Genomic DNA, 19,560 nt, shown 5'->3' with positions numbered 1-19,560 from the left:
TCTGTATGACTTTAAAGGGGCTATGTCCTTATCTAGATACAATACTTTCTGGTAATTCTACATAGTTCTTTAAGACGTCCCGAATTTCATCTTGCAATTCTTGTGATGGAACATCCATTGGTAAACGAAGTACCGGCTTAATTTTCCCCATCATACCGAGCGCCGCTTTTACAGGAGCTGGATTTGTATCTTTAAATAACACATCATTGAGTGGCATAAGTTCATAATGAAGATTTAATGCACGTTTTATATCTCCTTCATTCCACGCATTATAGACTTCTGCAACTTGTTTTGGAGCAACGTTCGCAGTAGCACTAATATGCCCCGCGCCACCAATCGCTAACATTGGATAACAAAGCAATTCAATACCAGAGAACAAGAGAAAATCTCTTCCACAATGTAAGAGAACGCGATTAATATGTTCAAAATCTTTATTCGACTCTTTTATTCCAATAATATTTGGACAATCTTGATTTAACTTTGCAATCGTTTCTACTTGTAGATTTACAGCTGTTCTTCCTGGAATGTTATAAATAATAATCGGAATATCAACAGAATCCGCGACAGTTTTAAAATGTTTGTACAATGCGTGCTGCGATGGTTTATTATAATAAGGCACAATAACAAGCGCTGCATCCGCTCCAATTTCTTGTGCCTTTTTTGTCAAATACAATGTTTCTTCATGATTGGTAGATCCCGTCCCCGGCGCGAAAGGAACTCGGCCATTAATTGCCTTTACCGCCGTTTTCATTACCTTTACACGTTCCTCGATCTTTAAAGAGCTTGGTTCTCCCGTTGTACCTGTAACAGAAATACCATGGCTCCCGCTTTCAATATGCCAATGAATTAAGTTTTCAAGTGTTTGAAAATCAATTGCGCCGCTCTCGTCAAATGGTGTAATAATTGGAGCGATCGAACCTCTCAATTTTTTCTTTGCTTCTGCGAATTTATCCATTCTTTCGTCTCTCCTTTTCCCTTTCTACTTCTGTGCGCATTACACAATTCCTCACTTTTAAATTTCTAATTAATCAGAAAATTCATTACATTATTACTCTATCACGTGATATCATAGATGAAAAATACTAAAAAAATTTGCATTCCATACGAAAAAAATATAGTGATCTATGGGAGGGAATCAGTATGGATATTAGACAACTTCGTTATTTCTATACAATTGCACAAGAAGGACAAATCACCCGGGCAGCTAAAAGACTTCATATGGCACAGCCTCCATTAAGTCAGCAATTGAAATTGCTAGAACAAGAACTCGGCGTTCAATTACTAGAAAGAAATGGACGAAAACTAGAACTTACTGAAGCTGGACATGTTTTATTTAAAAAGACAAAGGAGATTCTTAATCACTTCCATGAAACTATTACTGAAGTAAAAGAAGTTGGAAGTGGTCTCAAAGGAACCTTATCGATTGGTTCTGTTAAATCCGCTTTCTCTTATATTCCAGACAGACTACGTTCCTTCCATGAAACATATCCGCTCGTGACATTTCATTTGCAGGAAGGAGATTCATTTCGCTTAGCACAACTTATAAAAAATCGCGAAATTGAACTCGCGATTGTCCGCCTTCCATTAGAGATGGAAGACTTCGCTTCCCTGTCGTTACCTACAGATCAATTTGTTGCTGTCATGCCGAATGATAAGGCAGATAACCGGTCAATGATTTCTATGAAAGAACTCGCCAAGTTACCTCTTATGCTACTCCAACGGATAAAAGGGTTCGGTCTTTACGAAAAGGTACTGGAAAGCTTTCAAAAGCATGGCTTAAAACCAAATATCATTTGCGATTGTCCGGATGCTGCTATGCTTCTTTCACTCGTTCGATCCGGCATTGGGTGTACATTACTCCCAAAATCAACTCTCATTTCGCTTCCTTTAACTGGAATAAAAGTGCTGAATATTGAAGATTCGACTATTACATCTGACTCCGCAGTGATTTGGTTAAAAAATCGTTCCCTTTCCAAAGTCGCCCTCCATTTCCTTGAAACCTTCCGCAATCCATCTCTTTTATAAAGAATGATCACCAAAACAAAAACCCTATTTTTGATTGATAACCAAAAATAGGGTTTTTGTTTTACAATTGCTTACTAATTAATACAATCATAACGATAATTCCAATAAACATCACAACTAAGCAACCGATTAATTTATAAAATCCTCGCTTTGTCAATGTATTGCCTTGTATATCCTTCCGAACGAAGAAATACACCGCTAACATTAAAAGTGCACCTAATCCTAAAACATACATAGCTTGCATTTATTGCATTTATCTCATTCACCTTTCTCCCTTTCACTTTAATATGTTTTGGCACAAATCACAAATGGAAGCAAGATCGTACGAATCGTTCATGCCGATAAAAGTGAAGGTAAGGCTCCTACCTATCTTCCTTGCTTCTCTCTGAATCTTGAGATGAGATCAAAGAATTACATTTGTTCATCTATCTCTATCTGTCATCATGATTATTTTCCATTCAAAATGGAATGATAAGCATAATAAATGTTCGTTATATTCATTCCTTTGTCATAAGAAAAATTAATATGGCTATATGCCTTTTATCTTTTTAAAATATTTCATTTCTTATCATTTACAAATAAAATGAGCAATGGCTTTTCAGGATTTTTTGCTATTTTTGCAAAAACAAACGATTTATACGCCATTTTCAATTTATAATCACCCTTTATAATCAAATACTTCCTTTTTTCTTTCATTATTTAACACTATCGAAATAAAGTTTACGATAAATTCATAATTTTTTATTTTTTATACTATATTCTGTTATATTGTTGTATAATATCTTTGTAAGCGCTTATTATTCTAATATACATAATACAAACGATACTTCGACCAAAAATTCTAACAATTTTTTTTGTATTTCATCGTAATACTACTTGTTTGAAATACAGGCGTATCAGATGAAATCACCTATTTTTTCCTTAAAATTAATTTATAACATGAAAGATTAACTTAGGTGATAAGTAATTGTGAATGTTTTTTTACAAAACGGATAAGTAATAATGTTTGGTATTATGTAAATTATTGTAATAACATAAGAGTAAAGTTAACATTTACATTCATTACTGGTTCATCAATTATGAAAAGAGTGAAATGCATCCTTTTCACATGAAGAAAGGAATATATGCATTGGGAGGTTTAAACAAATGACGAGGAAGAATACAGCGACAAACCCTTGGGCCAAATTCCATGGTCCGAACCTTGGCTATGTTATTGAACAGTATGATCGTTATATGACGAATGAAGGTTCTGTTGATCCGGAATTACAAGAGCTTTTTGAAACGTTCGGAGCTCCTACGTTCCAAGTGGATGTCGTAACAGGGGACAACAAAGAAACAAATTTTTCTCCTCAAAGTACAGGAAACATTGAAACAATTTTGAAAGCTGTGCAAGTTGTCGAGAATATCCGTTCATTCGGTCATCTATCAGCCCATATTAATCCAATGGAAGAGCCGCATGATGGACAATCTCTCATTGAGACAATGATGCGCGAATTAAACGATGCAGATTTGAAAGCGATTCCAGCAAAAACAGTATGGCCAGATGCGCCAAATGATGTTCACACAGCTCTTGATGCAATTCATAGATTAAAAGATGTGTATACAAAATCCTTAGCCTATGAATTCTCTCATATACAAGATAGCGAAGAACGTACATGGTTGCATCAAATGGTGGAATCAAATTCCTTGCGTCAACCATTATCAAATCAAAAACGAACTGCTCTCTTAAAACGCTTAACAGCCGTTGAAGGTTTCGAGCAATTCTTGCATAAAACATTCGTTGGGCAAAAACGTTTCTCTATAGAAGGCGTCGATATGCTTGTACCTGTATTAGATGAAATGATTGCTGAAGGTGCAAAAGCTGGCGTTGAAGATGTCATGATTGGTATGGCTCACCGCGGCCGTCTAAGTGTTCTCGCTCACGTATTAGAAAAACCATATAGTCACATGTTTGCTGAGTTTAAACATGCAACGATTCAATCTGACGATAAAACGAATCATCATGCTGGCTGGACAGGAGACGTGAAATACCATTTAGGTCGCGAACAAGTTGTTGGTAATGAAACAGTTCATACACGTGTTACATTAGCAAACAACCCGAGTCACCTTGAATTCGTCAATCCTGTTGTAGAAGGCTACGCACGTGCGGCTCAAGAAAATCGTAAAAAAGCTGGTTATCCTGAGCAAGATCGTTCAAAATCTTTCGTCATTTTAGTTCATGGAGATGCCGCTTTCCCTGGTCAAGGTATTGTATCTGAAACATTGAACTTAAGCAGATTGAACGCTTATCAAACTGGTGGAACCATTCATATTATCGCAAATAATACGATTGGTTTTACAACAGATAGTTATGATTCTCGTTCTACAAGATATTCAAGTGACCTTGCAAAAGGTTTCGATATTCCAATTGTTCACGTAAATGCAGATGACCCTGAAGCTTGTCTGGCAGCTGCAAACCTTGCAATTCAATATCGCATACGTTTCAAAAAAGATATTTTAATCGACTTAATCGGTTATCGCCGCTACGGTCATAACGAGATGGATGACCCAGCTGTTACACAACCGCAAGTTTATAAGAAGATTAAAAACCATCCAACTGTCAGAGCCATTTATGCGGAACAATTGAAAGCAGAAAGTGTTTTAAGCTCTGATGAAGTAGAAACAATTACGCAATTTACACAAGAGCAATTAAAAGCGGAATATGCACAAGTGCCACCTGCTGATACAAGTGAAGCAACGGTACATGTGAAAGTTCCAGATGTAGTCGCAAGAGGTATTCAATCAATTGACACTAGTCTTCCACTGGAAACACTTCGTGCGATTAATGAAGGGCTCTTATCTTGGCCAGAAGGCTTTAACGTTTATCCGAAAGTGAAGAAAATTTTAGAACGCCGCCGAACTGCTTTAGAGAAAGGCGGTAAAGTGGAATGGGCACTTGCTGAATCATTAGCGTTTGCTTCCATTTTACAAGAAGGAACACCAATTCGTTTAACTGGTCAAGATTCACAACGTGGTACATTTGCACAACGTCATATTGTACTACATGATACAGAAACAAATGAAACATATTCACCGCTGCACCGTTTACCAAATATTAACGCATCTTTCTCTGTTCATAACAGTCCGTTATCAGAGGCTGCTGTTGTTGGTTTCGAATATGGTTATAATGTGTTTGCTCCAGAAACTCTTGTGATGTGGGAAGCGCAATACGGTGATTTCGCAAATACGGCTCAAGCATTATTTGACCAATATGTTTCATCTGGTAGAGCAAAATGGGGCCAAAAATCAGGTCTTGTTCTCCTTCTCCCACATGGTTATGAAGGGCAAGGACCAGAGCACTCTAGTGCACGTCCAGAACGTTTCTTACAATTAGCTGCAGAAAATAACTGGACTGTTGCAAACTTAACAAGTGCGGCACAATATTTCCATATCTTGCGCCGTCAAGCTTCTATTCTTGGTACAGAAGCAGTTCGTCCATTAGTGATTATGACGCCAAAAAGTTTATTGCGTCATCCGCTTACAGCTTCTACAAGTAGCGAACTAAGCGAAGGACGTTTCCAACCTGCACTAGAACAAGAAAAACTTGGTACAAAACCAACGAAAGTAAAACGCCTTATCTTTACGACTGGTAAGATGGCAATTGATTTAGCAGCTGAGATTGAATCTGGCAAACATGAGTACAATTTAGATGAACTTCATATCGTTCGCATTGAACAATTGTACCCATTCCCTGCTGAAAAAGTTCAATCCATTATAAAACGCTTTAAAAACTTAGAAGAAATCGTTTGGGTTCAAGAAGAACCTCGCAATATGGGTGCATGGCATTACATGGCGCCAATCTTATTCGAACTTGCTGGCGACAAATTGAAAACAGGATATATTGGACGCCCAGACCGCTCTAGCCCATCTGGCGGCGATCCACATGCGCACAAAGCTGAGCAAGAACTAATTATTGCTCATGCTTTAGATACTAAATATAACTTTCGCCAAGATAAACAAGAAATAGAAGTGTATAGTAACTGAAAGAGAAAGTAATTTCTGGCTTACTGAGGTAGCGTTTCGTCTACCTCAGTAAGCTGAAAAACTTGGAGATTACCAAAAAAAGAAAACACACCGTTAGGCAAATAAGGGGAGGACATTTAAAATGATCGAAATTAAAGTACCTGAGCTTGCAGAATCTATTACAGAAGGAACTATTTCACAATGGCTAATCAACGTAGGCGACAAAGTTGAAAAAGGTGGCAGCGTTGTTGAGCTAGAAACTGATAAAGTCAATGTTGAAATCATTGCAGAAGATTCAGGTATTGTATCAAAACTATTAGGAGAGCCGGGAGATACAGTTGAAATTGGCGACGTCATTGCAATTTTAGATGAAAATGGTACGGCTGCAGCAAGTACACCAGCTGCTCCAGAACAACCAAAAGAAGAAGCTCCAGTAGCTCCAAAAGCTGAGGCTCCAAGTGATGTGCCAAGTCAAACAGCATTACAAGGTCTTCCAAATACAGACCGCCCTATCGCATCACCTGCTGCTCGAAAAATGGCACGTGAATTAGGTATCGATTTAAATGAAGTGCGCAGTACGGATCCACTTGGCCGCGTGAGACCACATGATGTACAAGCACATGCTGCAGCTCCAAAAGCAGAACCAAAACAAGAAAAAACAAGTCCAAAACCAGCTGTAACAACTGAGTTTGACAAGCCAGTTGAGCGTGTAAAAATGTCCCGCCGCCGTCAAACAATTGCAAAACGACTTGTTGAAGTTCAGCAAACATCTGCTATGTTAACAACATTTAACGAAGTTGATATGACTGCGATTATGGAATTGCGTAAAGAACGCAAAGAAGCATTTGAGAAAAAACATGATGTTCGTCTTGGCTTCATGTCATTCTTTACAAAAGCAGTTGTTGCAGCATTAAAACAATTCCCACTATTAAATGCTGAAATTCAAGGCGACGAGCTTGTTGTTAAAAAATTCTATGACATCGGTATCGCTGTAGCTGCTCCAGATGGATTAGTTGTTCCAGTTGTACGCGATGCAGATAAATTAAACTTCGCTGAAATTGAAAGAGATATTCGTGACCTAGGTAAAAAAGCTCGCGATAATAAACTTACATTAAAAGAACTACAAGGTGGCACATTCACAATTACAAACGGCGGTGTATTCGGTTCCCTTATGTCAACACCAATTTTGAATGCTCCACAAGTCGGTATTCTTGGAATGCACAAAATTCAAGTAAGACCAGTTGCAATTGATAATGAACGCATGGAAAACCGTCCAATGATGTACATTGCTTTATCTTATGACCACCGTATTGTCGACGGTAAAGAAGCAGTTAGCTTCCTTGTAGCAGTAAAAGAAATGCTCGAAGATCCAAAATCATTATTATTAGAAGGTTGATAGACTTTCTAGATGATAGAAACCAGATGAAAGAGGACAATCTTTCATCTGGTTTTTTATTTAGCAATCTCCATTCTTTCCGCACTCATAACGGACAATTTATTATACATACACTCATAATGTATGCCTAAACATGAGATAATTAGGAGGTAATGTAATGAGTAATTTCCCGCCTTCTGCAAAGCTAAAAATGAATCAAGATACCTTTTTCCTCCCCGACCGAGACGGAGGTGTCTATTTTCGAAATAATGCCAGCTCATTTCGGATGCAAGGAGATGGCATCTACGAATGGATTGAAAAATTAATGCCGATGTTTAACGGTAAACATACACTGGAAGAACTAACGAACGGACTCCCTCTTCCTTATCAAAAGAGAGTATTTGAAATTGGTGAGCTTTTATATACAAATGGTTTTGTTCGCGACGTTAGTCAAAATGCTCCGCATCAATTAGATGATACACTTTTAGAAAGATATGCATCACAAATTGAATTTTTAGAAGCGTCGTCTCCCTCTGGCACCTTACATTTTCAAACGTATCGGCAAGCAAACGTGTTAGCAATTGGATCTGGCCCTATGTTTATCTCACTAGTTGCTTCTTTACTAACATCTGGTTTACCTACGTTTCATTACGTAATTACAGATCGAGATGCAACAAACTTGGCGAGACTAGACGAACTCATCCAAGAAGCACAATCAGCTGATCCAGATATCTCTATTCAGGAAATCGATACGACGATAGATTGTTCCTTAGCAGAAGCTTTCGAACCTTTTGATTGGATTGTATATGTATCTCAAAATGGGAATATCGATAAACTGCGTCTACTCGATTCTATTTGCCGAGAAGAGAAGAAAAACTTTATCCCTGCTATTTATTTAGAAAAAGTCGGCTTAGTCGGTCCCATCATCACTTCTGACTGTAATCAATGTTGGGAATCTGCATGGCATCGCATTCATGAAACAGCTCTTCATCCAAACGAATGGGAAGGTTCCTTCTCTCCTACCGCTGGTGCGATGCTAGCAAATGTAATTGTTTTTGAGCTATTTAAAGAGATTACTGGCGCTTCAACTCGAGAAACAAACGATCAATTCTTTTTACTCGATTTAGAGACACTTGAAGGAAATTGGCATTCTTTCGTTAAACATCCCCTTACAACGAGCAATTGTGTGACGTTCGAACTTTTAACAGAGATCGATGAGAAACTAGAACAAGATGCCGAGCGCAATCATTCCCATGAACTTTTTCACTTTTTTGACAAGCTAACTTCCAGAACGTCCGGTATTTTTCATATGTGGGAAGAAGATGACTTACAGCAACTTCCTTTGTCACAGTGCTATATTCAAATCGCAGATCCATTATCAGAAGGACCAACAACACCCCTCCCTCCCATTATTTGTAATGGATTCACTCATGATGAAGCGCGCCGCTCAGCAGGTCTAACTGGAATTGAAACATATGTCTCCAAAATGATTGACTTTCTCCTTCCTGAGCAAGAAGAGTTTATTGGAATTGGAGCTGGAGAAACGATGACAGAAGGTATCCACCGCGCATTTCAGCATTATTTTTCACATCAATTATGTATGAGGCAAAAAAGCAAACCGGAAGAAATGACCCCCTTAGAGCTTACTGAGATTACTGATAAACAGTGCCGCTTTTATTTCGATGCTCTTCGCATCGCATGCGAAGAGCCTACAATTGGGATGGCTGAAGATTTATATGGCTTTCCTGTCATTTGGGTTCAAGCACATCATAATTGGTACGGTAGCGCTCACTTTAATGTAACTTTGGCATTAAGAAACGCATTGCAACAAGCTCTGTTCCATTTTCAAAACGAAGAAGCTCCTTATCGGTCTAATATATTATGGGATTCTTCTATCCGTATGCTAGATAGAGAGCCATACAAAATGAAAATCCAAACAGAAGAAGCCATTCCAAGTCTTTCTACTTTACAAAATGCTTTACAGAAATTAAAAGAACAGGATCTTTATCCATATATTCTTGATTTATCTATCGAACCATTTCTTAAAGATGGTTTAAGCGGTGTGTTCGGCGTAGTTATAAAAGAGGAGGTAGACGAATGCTAGATTTTCAATTATTAATTGTCGGAGATGGCGTACTTGCTGATTATGTAGATAAGCAATTGTCTGCTCACTACCCTATCATTCGTCAACATACGCTAGAAGAATGTATCCCAGAACAGACTCGTCTCGCCCTTGTACTACATGATGGATTCCCTCTTTCCATTCATCATCAAGCTGAAGAACGATTTCGATCCGCTCATATTCCATGGCTTCGCGCCTTCACTTCATTTGGAGAAGGAATTATCGGTCCCTATGTTACACCGAATCAACCAGGATGTTCCCAATGTGCTGATGCAAGGCGATTTACAGCTGGATTCGATCAAAAAGAGATGTGGGAATTACAACGAACATATTCTTTCCAGACAGACCAAATGACAAAGCGGGATATATGTGCAACACCAATCGGTCTGCTACACATGTCCTATCTTATTCATGCTGAAATCGAGAACATACAGCGAGAAAAGCATACTTCCTTATCAGATGAACTCATATTCCTGAACTTACAAACGTTCCAATCTTCACGCCATCCTTTTCTTCCAGACCCTCTCTGTCCGGTATGCGGGACGGTGCCAAATGATTCTGAAGAAGCTGCTATCTTGCAATTCAAACCAAGTTTGAAAACGAACCGCGAAAGTTACCGTTGCCGCTCCATACACGATTTAAGCATATGTTTAAAGAAAGATTATTTAAATCAGAAAACGGGACTGTTAAATAACAAAATGCAGCATTCCCTTCTGCCATTTGCTGATGTCATTGTCAATATGCCTTTAATATTAGGAAATGAAGGTGTTGCTGGACGGACACATTCATATAAAATAAGCGAAGCAACCGCAATTTTGGAAGGTTTAGAACGCTACTGTGGAATGGCTCCGCGCGGGAAACGGACAAATGTTTATGGGAGTTACCGAGACTTTGAAAATATCGCTATCAATCCTCTTACAGTTGGTGTACATACAGACGAACATTATAATCGGGATGGATTCCCATTCAAACCATTTGATCCTGATCATCCGCAAAATTGGGTATGGGGATACTCACTATTACAAAATCGCTCCGTTTTAGTTCCAGAATCACTTGCCTATTACAGCTTAGGACATAAAGATGCTTTTGTCTATGAAACTTCAAATGGATGCGCGATTGGCGGCAGTATAGAAGAAGCTATTTTCCACGGCATGTTAGAAGTGATAGAACGCGACTCTTTCTTACTCACTTGGTATGCACAATTACCATTACCGCGCATCGATCTTCGCTCTTCGGAGGATATAGAATTACAACTTATGCTGGCTCGAATGCAGGCGATTACAGGCTATGAATTACATGTATTTAATGCAACAATGGAACACGGCATCCCAAGTATATGGGCAATCGCTAAAAATACGAGGAAAAGTGGTATGAATCTCGTCTGCGCAGGTGGCGCTCATATGGATCCTGTGCGCGCTGTGAAAAGTGCAATTCATGAACTAGCCGGTATGTTACTCATTATGGATGAAAATCTTGAAACAAATCGAAAAACATATGCACAATGTTTAGAAGACCCTTATCTTGTGACAAAAATGGAAGACCACAGTATGCTATATGGATTACCAGAAGCGGAAGAGCGTCTTCAATTTTTATTAGATACTCATCAGTCGCTACAAACATTTAAAGAGATGAATCATTTAAAATCTATCAATAAAAATTTAACATCAGATTTATCCCATCTTTTAACTCGATTGCATCATGCAGGCCTTGATGTTATTGTCGTTGATCAAACTGTTCCACTCATAGAAAAAAACGGGCTATCTTGCGTAAAAGTACTAATTCCCGGCATGTTACCGATGACATTTGGTCATCATTTAACCCGTATAACCGGCCTAGAAAGAGTATTGACTGTACCGATGAAACTAGGATATGTTGATCAGTCTCTTACATTTGAACAGTTAAATCCACATCCGCATCCTTTTCCATAACCTACTATCCCCCACCAACTTATGTTAGTGGGGGATGACTATGAAGGAGGTTCAATCGAGATGCAACTAGATACATTTCTTCATCATTTACATTTTTCGGTCGATGAAATTATGCCTCACAATCAAGAAGTAAACTGGGAAGATGCCCCGCTTCCCTATAAATTATACCGAGGGTTACCGAGTATTCCCCTTTCTCTAGAAGTCCCATTAACAGTAAGAAATCAACAGATGTGTAGCAACTCTACTATTACAAACATTGGCCATTTTCTTTGGTATACATTTGGATTAACAAAGTTATGTCAACCTTCTTTTGAGCATAACGTCCATGTATTTCGAAGATTTCTCCCCTCTGGGGGAGGTTTATATCCAAACGAATTATATATCTATTTAAAGCTTGAAGATTATCCACAAGGAATTTATCATTATGATGTTGCGCACCATCGTCTTCTCTTACTTCGCGCTGGAAACTTTGACTCTTATCTTGAAAAATCACTTGGCGATCGCTGTGACATATCGGCATGCTTTGGCACTGTCTTTGTTTCGACAATGTTTTGGAAAAACTTCTTTAAATACAATCATTTTTCCTATCGGCTTCACAGTCTAGATACCGGTGTTCTTATCGGACAATTACTGGAGTCTTCCAAACAATTTGGCTATACAACTAGCGTATATTATCAGTTTTTAGACCGGGCGATCAATCATTTACTTGGACTTTCTGAAGAGGAAGAGAGCGTATATGCTATTATTCCTTTATCGAATGAATCTACTTGGCGCAATCCTCTAACACTATCAAACGTCACGTCTAACGACTTATTGAATCAACTCCCTATTTTACAACATGAACGCTTTGTTCGTTCAAAACATGTAACTGAATATCCAATGATTCTAAAAATAAACGAAGCCTCTATGTTCGAAACAACTGAGCAATTTCGAACATTACGAAACGAAGCCGTTACTACGTATGATAAAGACAGTTTCCCACTTCCTAAAGTAGAGCAATTATCTTATGATTTTAAAGCTGTTTGCCAAAAACGTTATTCACCAGAGGCTGATTTTTTCTTAAAGAAATCGAATGTCACTAAGCTTGCTACGTTATTGCAAGAAACAGCTTCTTCTTTTTCTTACCAAAATGACATAGATCACAGCGACAAGAGTCCAAAAGCACGCGTTTCCTTGTACGGATGCTTTTCTCATATAGACGGTTTACCTAGCGGGGCGTATTCCTATAATAGCGACGCTCATGCACTAGAACCTATTGCTCCTGGAGATCATCGTCATCTCCTGCATTCAGGTTTAACAATGGATAATGTCAACCTGTTTCAAGTGCCACTTTGCCTTCATATCATCGGCAATAAAGATTACATGAAAGATACATTTGGATATAGAGGATACCGCATGCAGCAAATGGAAGCTGGCATACTTGTTCAAAAGCTCCTCTTAGCTGCCTCTGCAATGGGCATGGGTGGTCACCCCCTTTTAGGTTTCGATGTTAATCTTTGTGATCAATTATATAAAATTGATGTAACGCGAAAAACGACACTCATCCAAATTCCAGTTGGCTTTTATCGACCACGCAATTGGTTAAAAGGTAACTTGCATAGCTAAAATCTGTTCGATGTAAATGATAAAAGCCTTGGTACATGAAATTATATTGGCGCAACTGGTACTTTTATCGGCGATTGTACACCATATATCGGCGCAACTTTTAAAATATCGGCGATTCGACAGAGAATATCGACCGCTCGACAAATAGTGACAATCAAAAAAGCAGACGTTGTTTCGTCTGCTTTTTTCGTTAAATTAATTTAAAAATGCTCTTAATTTGTCTTGCAAATAGCCAATTCTTTGAACCACAATTATCATTTAAGCTATCTAACAAAATAGATTTTCCATTAGAAAATTTCAACTGTAATGTTGTATTTTTGTCATTTGTTTTTAAATTCACGTCTGTCATATCATCATACTTTAGTTTTTCCACTTCAATATACTCTTCTTTTGCTTGTCCAACTACAACATGATCTTGGAAGAAAAAGAAGACTTCTACTTTTTTCCCAAAGCAAAATACGTGCTTCGGATAAATTAATGTAGCATGATCAATCCCAATACATAATTCTTTTAATTCTTGAATCACTTCTCCAAAGTCTTCTTCATGTCGTTCGTTTGCTTCTTCGATCCACTCTTCTACTGTTTTTAAATTAATTGCCATTTTTAATCCTCCTGCATGAACACTAGCGCTTCTTCATTATGTAAAAATGAATACTATATGAAAATATAATCGATAAACACTATCTTTTTCAAGAGTGAATCTGAAAAGTAGTCCTTCGATAAGAAGTATTATTTCGCGCGCCGAGCTGCTTGTTGGATCGGATCCCAAACGCTATTATACGGCGGGGCATAGCTTAAATCCACATCTTCTAAGTCATGAATACTCATCTTATGAAAAAGTGCCATTGCGATTACATCAATTCGTTTATCTACACCTTCCGCTCCAATTACTTGCCCCCCAAGTAACTGTTTCGTATCTGAGCGATACAATAATTTCACATGAAGCGGCGCCGCATTCGGATAATAACCAGCGATGCTTGTCGAATCTACTTTTACCGTTTCATATGGTAAATTCAATCCGATTGCTTCTTTTTCATTTAAACCGGTTCTTGCAAGTGTAAGTCCCATAAATTGAATGATTCCTGTACCAAGCGTTCCTTTAAATGCTCTTCGTTTATCAACCATATTTAATCCCGCAAGTCGTCCTTGTTTATTTGCAGTTGTCCCGATTGGAATATGATCTTGTATTTCTTTTATGACATGATAATGAGTCGCGCAATCTCCAGCTGCAAACACATCTTTCACATTTGTTTGCATATAAGCATTTACTTCTATCGCTCCTTTATGATTTACACGTATATTCGTTCCTGCAAGAAAATCTGTATTTGGCTTTACTCCTACTGATACTAAGACAAGATCCGTTTTATATGTCCCTTTATCTGTTTCAATTTCTTCTACTTTTTCGTTCCCTTTAAAAGCTTTCACATTTTCATTTGTTAAAATTTCAATTCCATGCTTCTCTGCTTCCTCATGTATATACTTTGCCATATCCGCATCATAAATTGTGCCGACATGATTGTTTCTTTCAATCATTCGCACCGCTTTTCCAAGTTCTACAAATGTTTCCGCCATTTCAAGACCAATTGCTCCACCACCGATAATTGTCACTTGTTCCACATTTCTCTCTTGTAACGTCTCTAATATGTGATGAGCATCTGGAATCGTTTTGAGAAGGTGAATGCCTTGTAAATGAGCCCCTTCCCAATCTGGCATAACAGGTCTAACTCCTGTTGCAATTAATAAGCGATCATACTCGTATTGAAATTCCTCTGTTGTATCTGTATGTATTCCATGCACTATTTTACGTTCCGGATCAATCTTTGTTACTTCATGGTGTACTTTTGCATCAATCCCATATTTATCACGAAATGTTTTCACATCGCGCGCAATTAATTTTTCTGTAGAAGAAATTGCTCCGCTTATTACATATGGGAGTCCGCACTGGGCATAAGAATAAATTTCTCCTTTTTCTAACGTAATCACCTTTGCATCTTTATCATTTCTAATAATTTGCATCGCCGCACTCATACCAGCAGCATCTCCACCAATAATTACATACTTCACCATACCACTCCTTCATTTTACTCTACTCTTTACATTTTCCAGATTTTCTACAAATAACACCTTTTTCTTATACAAAGTATAATATTTGCTTTCTTTTTTCACCAATGTCCTGCTCTTTCCATTAAAAAAAGGTACAAGCGCACCATTGCTACTGTACCTTTCACATTAAAAAATTCATAAACCAACCAGTTAACAGATGAACGACTATTTTTATATAAGACCAAAATACAAGCCATCCTGCAATGGAAATAAGAATATTTGCGATAATTAGTGTATAAACCGGATCTAATCCACCTCGATCTAGTCTAAATATCGAAACAATAATCCCTACATTCATAAGTGTTACAGCCATTCCTAAAAATAACATGGTTAGAAAAATGGTTAAAAAGCTAAATAAAAAGGAAAGGATGAGCATCGTAACAACTGGTGTTGATACTGTTCCCCATACTCCTAACGTCTCCCAAAAAGAAAAAGATGACTGCATCAACTTACCACTTATAAAAATAATAAATCCAATAAAGAGGAATAAAACAAGGAGAAAGAAAAAGATTTTAATAGATTCTCCTAACAATGAAGAAGGGAGTGCTTCAGGCATAAGATTCATTGTCATCCATGTCGTCTCATTCATAATGCGATAGAAAACAAGCGTAAATAAAAAACAAATGAAAATAAGACTTGTTATTCCATTTCCCCCTTCAATGGATCCGCTTTTCATAATGGCTGAAGGAGCTTTCATTGCATTTTTAAAGAAATGAAAATATCCGCTCATAAATTCCTTTACTTGCTCTAGCACTTCAGTGGATCGTTTTTCCGAATTGTAATAGGTTCCCGCTTGTTCTTCTGCGAGCTCCGTTAGAGCATGCCCACAATACCCACAAAACTTTGCATGAGTGGTATTCTCCATATGACAATTTGGACATGTCATTCCATCTCCCCCTTTATATGCATGTTCTAAGTTGTTATAAGATTAATATATGTACAGGAAGACAAAACATGCCCATATTTAACTCTAGCAATTTGCAAACAAATAGTCATACGCTAATGGAAGGAATCGTAAAATACAATATGTATATGCTCGCTTTTTCAAGTATAACCATTCTATTTTCATGCATTTCTATGCTGATTAGCTACTTGTTCTATAAAGTAAAAACATATAAACAAGGCACATCACGATGTTGGAATGTGCCTTGTTTAGTCATTAGCATCACTTTCTACCTCTATAGTTACACTGCTCCACAGGGGCAAGAGCATGTCCATTCTCGTCTGTGCACCATGACTGTGATTGAAAGGCAAGGAAAATACCAACCCACTTGTCTTGTTTTTCAAAATGAATCAATATCCCGCCATCTTGCCATATGCCATCATCATTTTTCCACTTCTCCACATTCCCTTGATTCATATGAATATCATGGATACCATTTCCTGGTTTAAAGTGAAAATAAGCATCGGGTGTATTTTCTTCTGGCCCCCATCGCTCTCCAAATGCATAAATAGTTGCTTCTTCAACTATTGCTCGTTTTATATACTGTTCTAGTTTTTCATTTAAATCATTGTTGGCACCTGATTTCTCTGGTGGTAAAGGAATCATTTGTTTTGCATCAAATAACTCTCCTCTTACATAATCCAATGCAACTTTCGGTTCGTTCTGCTTCACTTTTGTAAAACCGAATGGCAAGCTTAGTAAAATGGTAATCGCGTCTGATTTTATATTCTCGCTTGCGAAATATAGTACTTCTGATGGATAACTTTGTGACTTCACATTAATCGCAATTCGATAATCCACTCCTTGTTCACCTTGTAAATGAACTTGATAATGAGGTGTTTTCCCTTTTCCACTCATAGACTGTATTGCTTTTCCTTTTAATACACCATAGTTTTTTAGCGGCACGGGGATCCTCTCCTCTTTGTTTAATAGAAACATTTGTTCTTTTATAAATTACTCATTGTAAAAAGAAAATCCTCCTATGACAGAGGATTTTTTTAAGTAATTTATTAGAATATATACCAAATAAGGACCTCGATACCTACAATCAACACTGCACCGAAAATCATGAGTGTTGTTTTCTTCAATAACTCATTTTCGCGAAACGGAATATTACATAAGTAAGCTCCAAGTGTGATCCGCGATGGACAGGCAATGGTTGCTACTGATGATGCCGTATTTTGTAGACTTGTAACATATTGCCACGACAATCCTACGTTTTGTGCTGTTTGCATTTGCAGGTTAATAAACATCGCATTGGATCCAGCATTGCTTCCTGTTAAAAAGCCGCCAATTCCACCGATGAAAGGTGCTATAAAGACAAATAACGTTCCAAATGTATTTCCTGCTACGTCCGCTAACAAGGAATGCATTCCTGCTGCTCCCATTAGTTCTGAAATGGCAATAAACATTGTCGTTGTAATCGCAAACGGAATCCATTGTTTTACCGTTTGAAATAACGATTCTTTTATAATCGTAAATGGTACACGAAAGACAAAAATAGTAAATAAGCAAGTAACACCAAGCCAAAATCCTGGGGAATATAGTAGTTCTAGTTTATAAGAGTAAGATGGTAAATGTAAAACAGCGTAAGATTGTAATGTATGATGGAAAGCAGGAACGAGGCGAGATAGTAAAATACAAACCGTTAAAAAGAGATACGGACTCATAATCTTAACAATGGAAGGCTCTCGCTCTATCGTTGCTGCATGTTCTGATAACATTCCACTCTCTTGTTTCGCGGTCATTTTTATTATAACTAAACTAAATGCAATCGTTACAATTGAACTTAAAATACCAGCTAACTCGACACTTACATATGCATTTGAAAGATAAATAGAAATAGAAAATAAGAGAAAAAAGCCGAATCCTTCTTTCCATTTTTGTTTCACTGCTTGCCATCCGCCAACGACATATAAAGAAAGAATAATAAAGTATGCAAAGAAAGGAATACTTAACAATGCTGTGCTAGTTCCAAACTGAACGAGCGGCATATGAACAAGCTGTGCTCCAATAATGGTTCCCGTTGCCATCGCTCCCCATGAACTTGCTAGTAAGCCGATAAACGATAATAAAACAGCTTGAAACGGCTTATAACCAAGCGAAAGAAAAATAGGTGCCGCTACCATAAAACCGATGCCAAATCCACTTACTGATTCAATAAGCGGACAAATTCCAAAACACATCAGTAACATTTGTAACAAACGATCTTTTGTCACTTGTTTAATAAACTTTGCCGCTTGATCGATATACCCCATTTTGTTCATGAGGTGAAATAAAAGAATACCAAAAAACAAAACATATCCGACGATAAAACAAATCAATCCACCCTTAATCGTTGCATGCACCACTTCTCCGATTTGCAGACGAAACATCGGTGTTAATAACACGATGCTCATACATATAGCATAAGAAATTAGCGATGCTTTTAATGATGTTTGTTTAAACAGAAATAAACAAATAAAAATCATCAGAATCGGAATAAGGGCTAGTAATACATCCATACCATCATCTCATTTCTTATAAAATACAATTGTAACTATTATATAATAGATGTCGGAATATTCAATTCTCTGAGTGGTAAATTTTCTAAAGAGGCTCCTAAGCAGGCAGCCTTTTTTGTCGTTATATCGATATTCTTTGTCGAAACGCCGTTATTTTTAAAGTTGCGCCGATAACTATTTTCATTTAGGTGATATAACTGCACCAATAAGTTTGCTAATTTCATCGTGCTGTTCCATTTCTAATAGTTCAATCATTTTACTTCCTACTACAACTCCATCACAGACAGTCATCATTTCCTTAATATGCTTCGTTGTTGAAATTCCAAATCCCGCAACTACCGGGAGATGAACATGTGCCTTTACTGTTTCCAAGTAACGATACATATCTTGTTGGAAATCCCGTCTAGCTCCTGTCACGCCTGCTACTGTTACGGCATATACAAAGCCTTGCGATTCCCGCGTAATCTTTTTTATTCGCTCAGCTGAGCTCGTTACTGTAACAAGTGGAATGAGTGCGATATTCGCATCGTGAAGGAACGGTGCAATGATTGATTGTTCTTCATACGGTAAATCTGGAATGATGATTCCATCGATACCAGCTTTCAGACATTTTTTAATAAAGCGTTCTTTTCCAAATGCCAATATGGGATTGAAATATGTCATAAGTACAAATGGAATCTTTACGTCTTTTCTTACTTCCGCTAATGCTTGAAGAATGCCTTCAAGCGTTACACCACCATCTAATGCTCGTTTTCCAGCTCGCTGTATTGTCGGTCCATCAGCGACTGGATCGGAAAACGGGATACCGATTTCCACCATGCTTGCTTCTGCTTTGTCTAAAAAACGAAGTCGCTCTTTTAATACGTCTAAGCCGCCGTCCCCGCCCATTATATACGGAATAAATGCTTTCTTTCCCTGTTCAAATGCGAATTGAATGTTTTCTACTCCCATTT

General features: G+C 37.7%; 14 protein-coding genes. 6 read left to right on the top strand and 8 right to left on the bottom strand.

Annotated features, from left to right (window positions below; genetic code table 11):
- Window positions 1–28: 28 nt before the first annotated feature.
- Window positions 29–955, bottom strand: coding sequence for a 2,4-dihydroxyhept-2-ene-1,7-dioic acid aldolase (hpaI, locus tag MR063_RS16675; protein ID WP_242199765.1), 927 nt, complete (start codon window positions 953–955; stop codon window positions 29–31).
- Window positions 956–1,140: 185 nt separating this feature from the next.
- Between hpaI and MR063_RS16670 the strand changes: the two genes are divergently transcribed.
- Window positions 1,141–2,025, top strand: coding sequence for a LysR family transcriptional regulator (locus tag MR063_RS16670; RefSeq protein WP_242199763.1), 885 nt, complete (start codon window positions 1,141–1,143; stop codon window positions 2,023–2,025).
- 61 nt (window positions 2,026–2,086) lie between these two features.
- Here MR063_RS16670 and MR063_RS16665 read toward each other — a convergent pair whose 3' ends face one another.
- Window positions 2,087–2,269 carry a DUF3976 domain-containing protein gene (locus MR063_RS16665; RefSeq protein WP_242199751.1) on the bottom strand — a complete coding sequence of 61 codons (183 nt, stop codon included), beginning with the start codon at window positions 2,267–2,269 and terminating at the stop codon, window positions 2,087–2,089.
- A gap of 902 nt (window positions 2,270–3,171) precedes the next feature.
- Between MR063_RS16665 and MR063_RS16660 the strand changes: the two genes are divergently transcribed.
- From MR063_RS16660 to MR063_RS16640, 5 genes are all read left to right on the top strand, one after another.
- Window positions 3,172–6,048 (top strand): 2-oxoglutarate dehydrogenase E1 component, encoded by a 2,877-nt coding sequence (locus tag MR063_RS16660; RefSeq protein WP_242199748.1) that lies wholly within the window; start codon window positions 3,172–3,174, stop codon window positions 6,046–6,048.
- Between the two features lie 121 nt (window positions 6,049–6,169).
- Window positions 6,170–7,423 (top strand): 2-oxoglutarate dehydrogenase complex dihydrolipoyllysine-residue succinyltransferase, encoded by a 1,254-nt coding sequence (gene odhB, locus MR063_RS16655; protein ID WP_242199746.1) that lies wholly within the window; start codon window positions 6,170–6,172, stop codon window positions 7,421–7,423.
- A 157-nt stretch (window positions 7,424–7,580) separates the two neighbouring features.
- Window positions 7,581–9,506, top strand: coding sequence for a putative thiazole-containing bacteriocin maturation protein (locus tag MR063_RS16650; RefSeq protein WP_242199743.1), 1,926 nt, complete (start codon window positions 7,581–7,583; stop codon window positions 9,504–9,506).
- Entirely contained in the window at window positions 9,500–11,452 is a 1,953-nt protein-coding gene (locus MR063_RS16645) for a TOMM precursor leader peptide-binding protein (protein WP_242199738.1), read from the top strand. Before MR063_RS16650 ends, MR063_RS16645 begins: the two co-directional genes overlap by 7 nt.
- A 60-nt stretch (window positions 11,453–11,512) precedes the next feature.
- Entirely contained in the window at window positions 11,513–13,057 is a 1,545-nt protein-coding gene (locus MR063_RS16640; RefSeq protein WP_242199734.1) for a SagB family peptide dehydrogenase, read from the top strand.
- Between the two features lie 190 nt (window positions 13,058–13,247).
- Here MR063_RS16640 and MR063_RS16635 read toward each other — a convergent pair whose 3' ends face one another.
- From MR063_RS16635 to trpA, 6 genes are all read right to left on the bottom strand, one after another.
- Complete coding sequence (locus MR063_RS16635; RefSeq protein ID WP_242199731.1) at window positions 13,248–13,658, bottom strand: DUF3908 family protein; 411 nt, start codon at window positions 13,656–13,658, stop codon at window positions 13,248–13,250.
- A gap of 128 nt (window positions 13,659–13,786) precedes the next feature.
- On the bottom strand, window positions 13,787–15,121 hold the full coding sequence (locus MR063_RS16630) for an FAD-dependent oxidoreductase (protein WP_242199728.1): 1,335 nt from the start codon (window positions 15,119–15,121) through the stop codon (window positions 13,787–13,789).
- 160 nt (window positions 15,122–15,281) lie between these two features.
- On the bottom strand, window positions 15,282–16,046 hold the full coding sequence (locus tag MR063_RS16625; protein WP_242199725.1) for a zinc ribbon domain-containing protein: 765 nt from the start codon (window positions 16,044–16,046) through the stop codon (window positions 15,282–15,284).
- 279 nt (window positions 16,047–16,325) lie between these two features.
- Window positions 16,326–17,009 carry a DUF2278 family protein gene (locus MR063_RS16620; RefSeq protein ID WP_242199723.1) on the bottom strand — a complete coding sequence of 228 codons (684 nt, stop codon included), beginning with the start codon at window positions 17,007–17,009 and terminating at the stop codon, window positions 16,326–16,328.
- A gap of 104 nt (window positions 17,010–17,113) precedes the next feature.
- Window positions 17,114–18,607, bottom strand: coding sequence for an L-lactate permease (locus tag MR063_RS16615; RefSeq protein ID WP_242199721.1), 1,494 nt, complete (start codon window positions 18,605–18,607; stop codon window positions 17,114–17,116).
- 180 nt (window positions 18,608–18,787) lie between these two features.
- Entirely contained in the window at window positions 18,788–19,558 is a 771-nt protein-coding gene (trpA, locus tag MR063_RS16610; RefSeq protein ID WP_242199719.1) for a tryptophan synthase subunit alpha, read from the bottom strand.
- Between the last annotated feature and the right edge of the window lie 2 nt (window positions 19,559–19,560).

Source organism: Bacillus cereus group sp. BfR-BA-01492 (genome assembly GCF_022662815.1).
In the GTDB taxonomy this organism is placed as follows: domain Bacteria; phylum Bacillota; class Bacilli; order Bacillales; family Bacillaceae_G; genus Bacillus_A; species Bacillus_A cereus_BD.
The sequence above is the reverse complement of the archived record's forward strand: the minus strand, read 5'-3'. Positions and strand labels throughout refer to the sequence as shown.

What these genes read in the sequence shown, in the direction of transcription:
- hpaI (WP_242199765.1), bottom strand. Translation starts at nt 955, where the DNA reads ATGGATAAATTCGCAGAAGCAAAGAAAAAATTGAGAGGTTCGATCGCT.
- MR063_RS16635 (WP_242199731.1), bottom strand. Translation starts at nt 13,658, where the DNA reads ATGGCAATTAATTTAAAAACAGTAGAAGAGTGGATCGAAGAAGCAAAC.
- odhB (WP_242199746.1), top strand. Translation starts at nt 6,170, where the DNA reads ATGATCGAAATTAAAGTACCTGAGCTTGCAGAATCTATTACAGAAGGA.
- MR063_RS16660 (WP_242199748.1), top strand. Translation starts at nt 3,172, where the DNA reads ATGACGAGGAAGAATACAGCGACAAACCCTTGGGCCAAATTCCATGGT.
- MR063_RS16640 (WP_242199734.1), top strand. Translation starts at nt 11,513, where the DNA reads ATGCAACTAGATACATTTCTTCATCATTTACATTTTTCGGTCGATGAA.
- MR063_RS16650 (WP_242199743.1), top strand. Translation starts at nt 7,581, where the DNA reads ATGAGTAATTTCCCGCCTTCTGCAAAGCTAAAAATGAATCAAGATACC.
- MR063_RS16665 (WP_242199751.1), bottom strand. Translation starts at nt 2,269, where the DNA reads ATGCAAGCTATGTATGTTTTAGGATTAGGTGCACTTTTAATGTTAGCG.
- trpA (WP_242199719.1), bottom strand. Translation starts at nt 19,558, where the DNA reads ATGGGAGTAGAAAACATTCAATTCGCATTTGAACAGGGAAAGAAAGCA.
- MR063_RS16625 (WP_242199725.1), bottom strand. Translation starts at nt 16,046, where the DNA reads ATGACATGTCCAAATTGTCATATGGAGAATACCACTCATGCAAAGTTT.
- MR063_RS16615 (WP_242199721.1), bottom strand. Translation starts at nt 18,607, where the DNA reads ATGGATGTATTACTAGCCCTTATTCCGATTCTGATGATTTTTATTTGT.
- MR063_RS16670 (WP_242199763.1), top strand. Translation starts at nt 1,141, where the DNA reads ATGGATATTAGACAACTTCGTTATTTCTATACAATTGCACAAGAAGGA.
- MR063_RS16645 (WP_242199738.1), top strand. Translation starts at nt 9,500, where the DNA reads ATGCTAGATTTTCAATTATTAATTGTCGGAGATGGCGTACTTGCTGAT.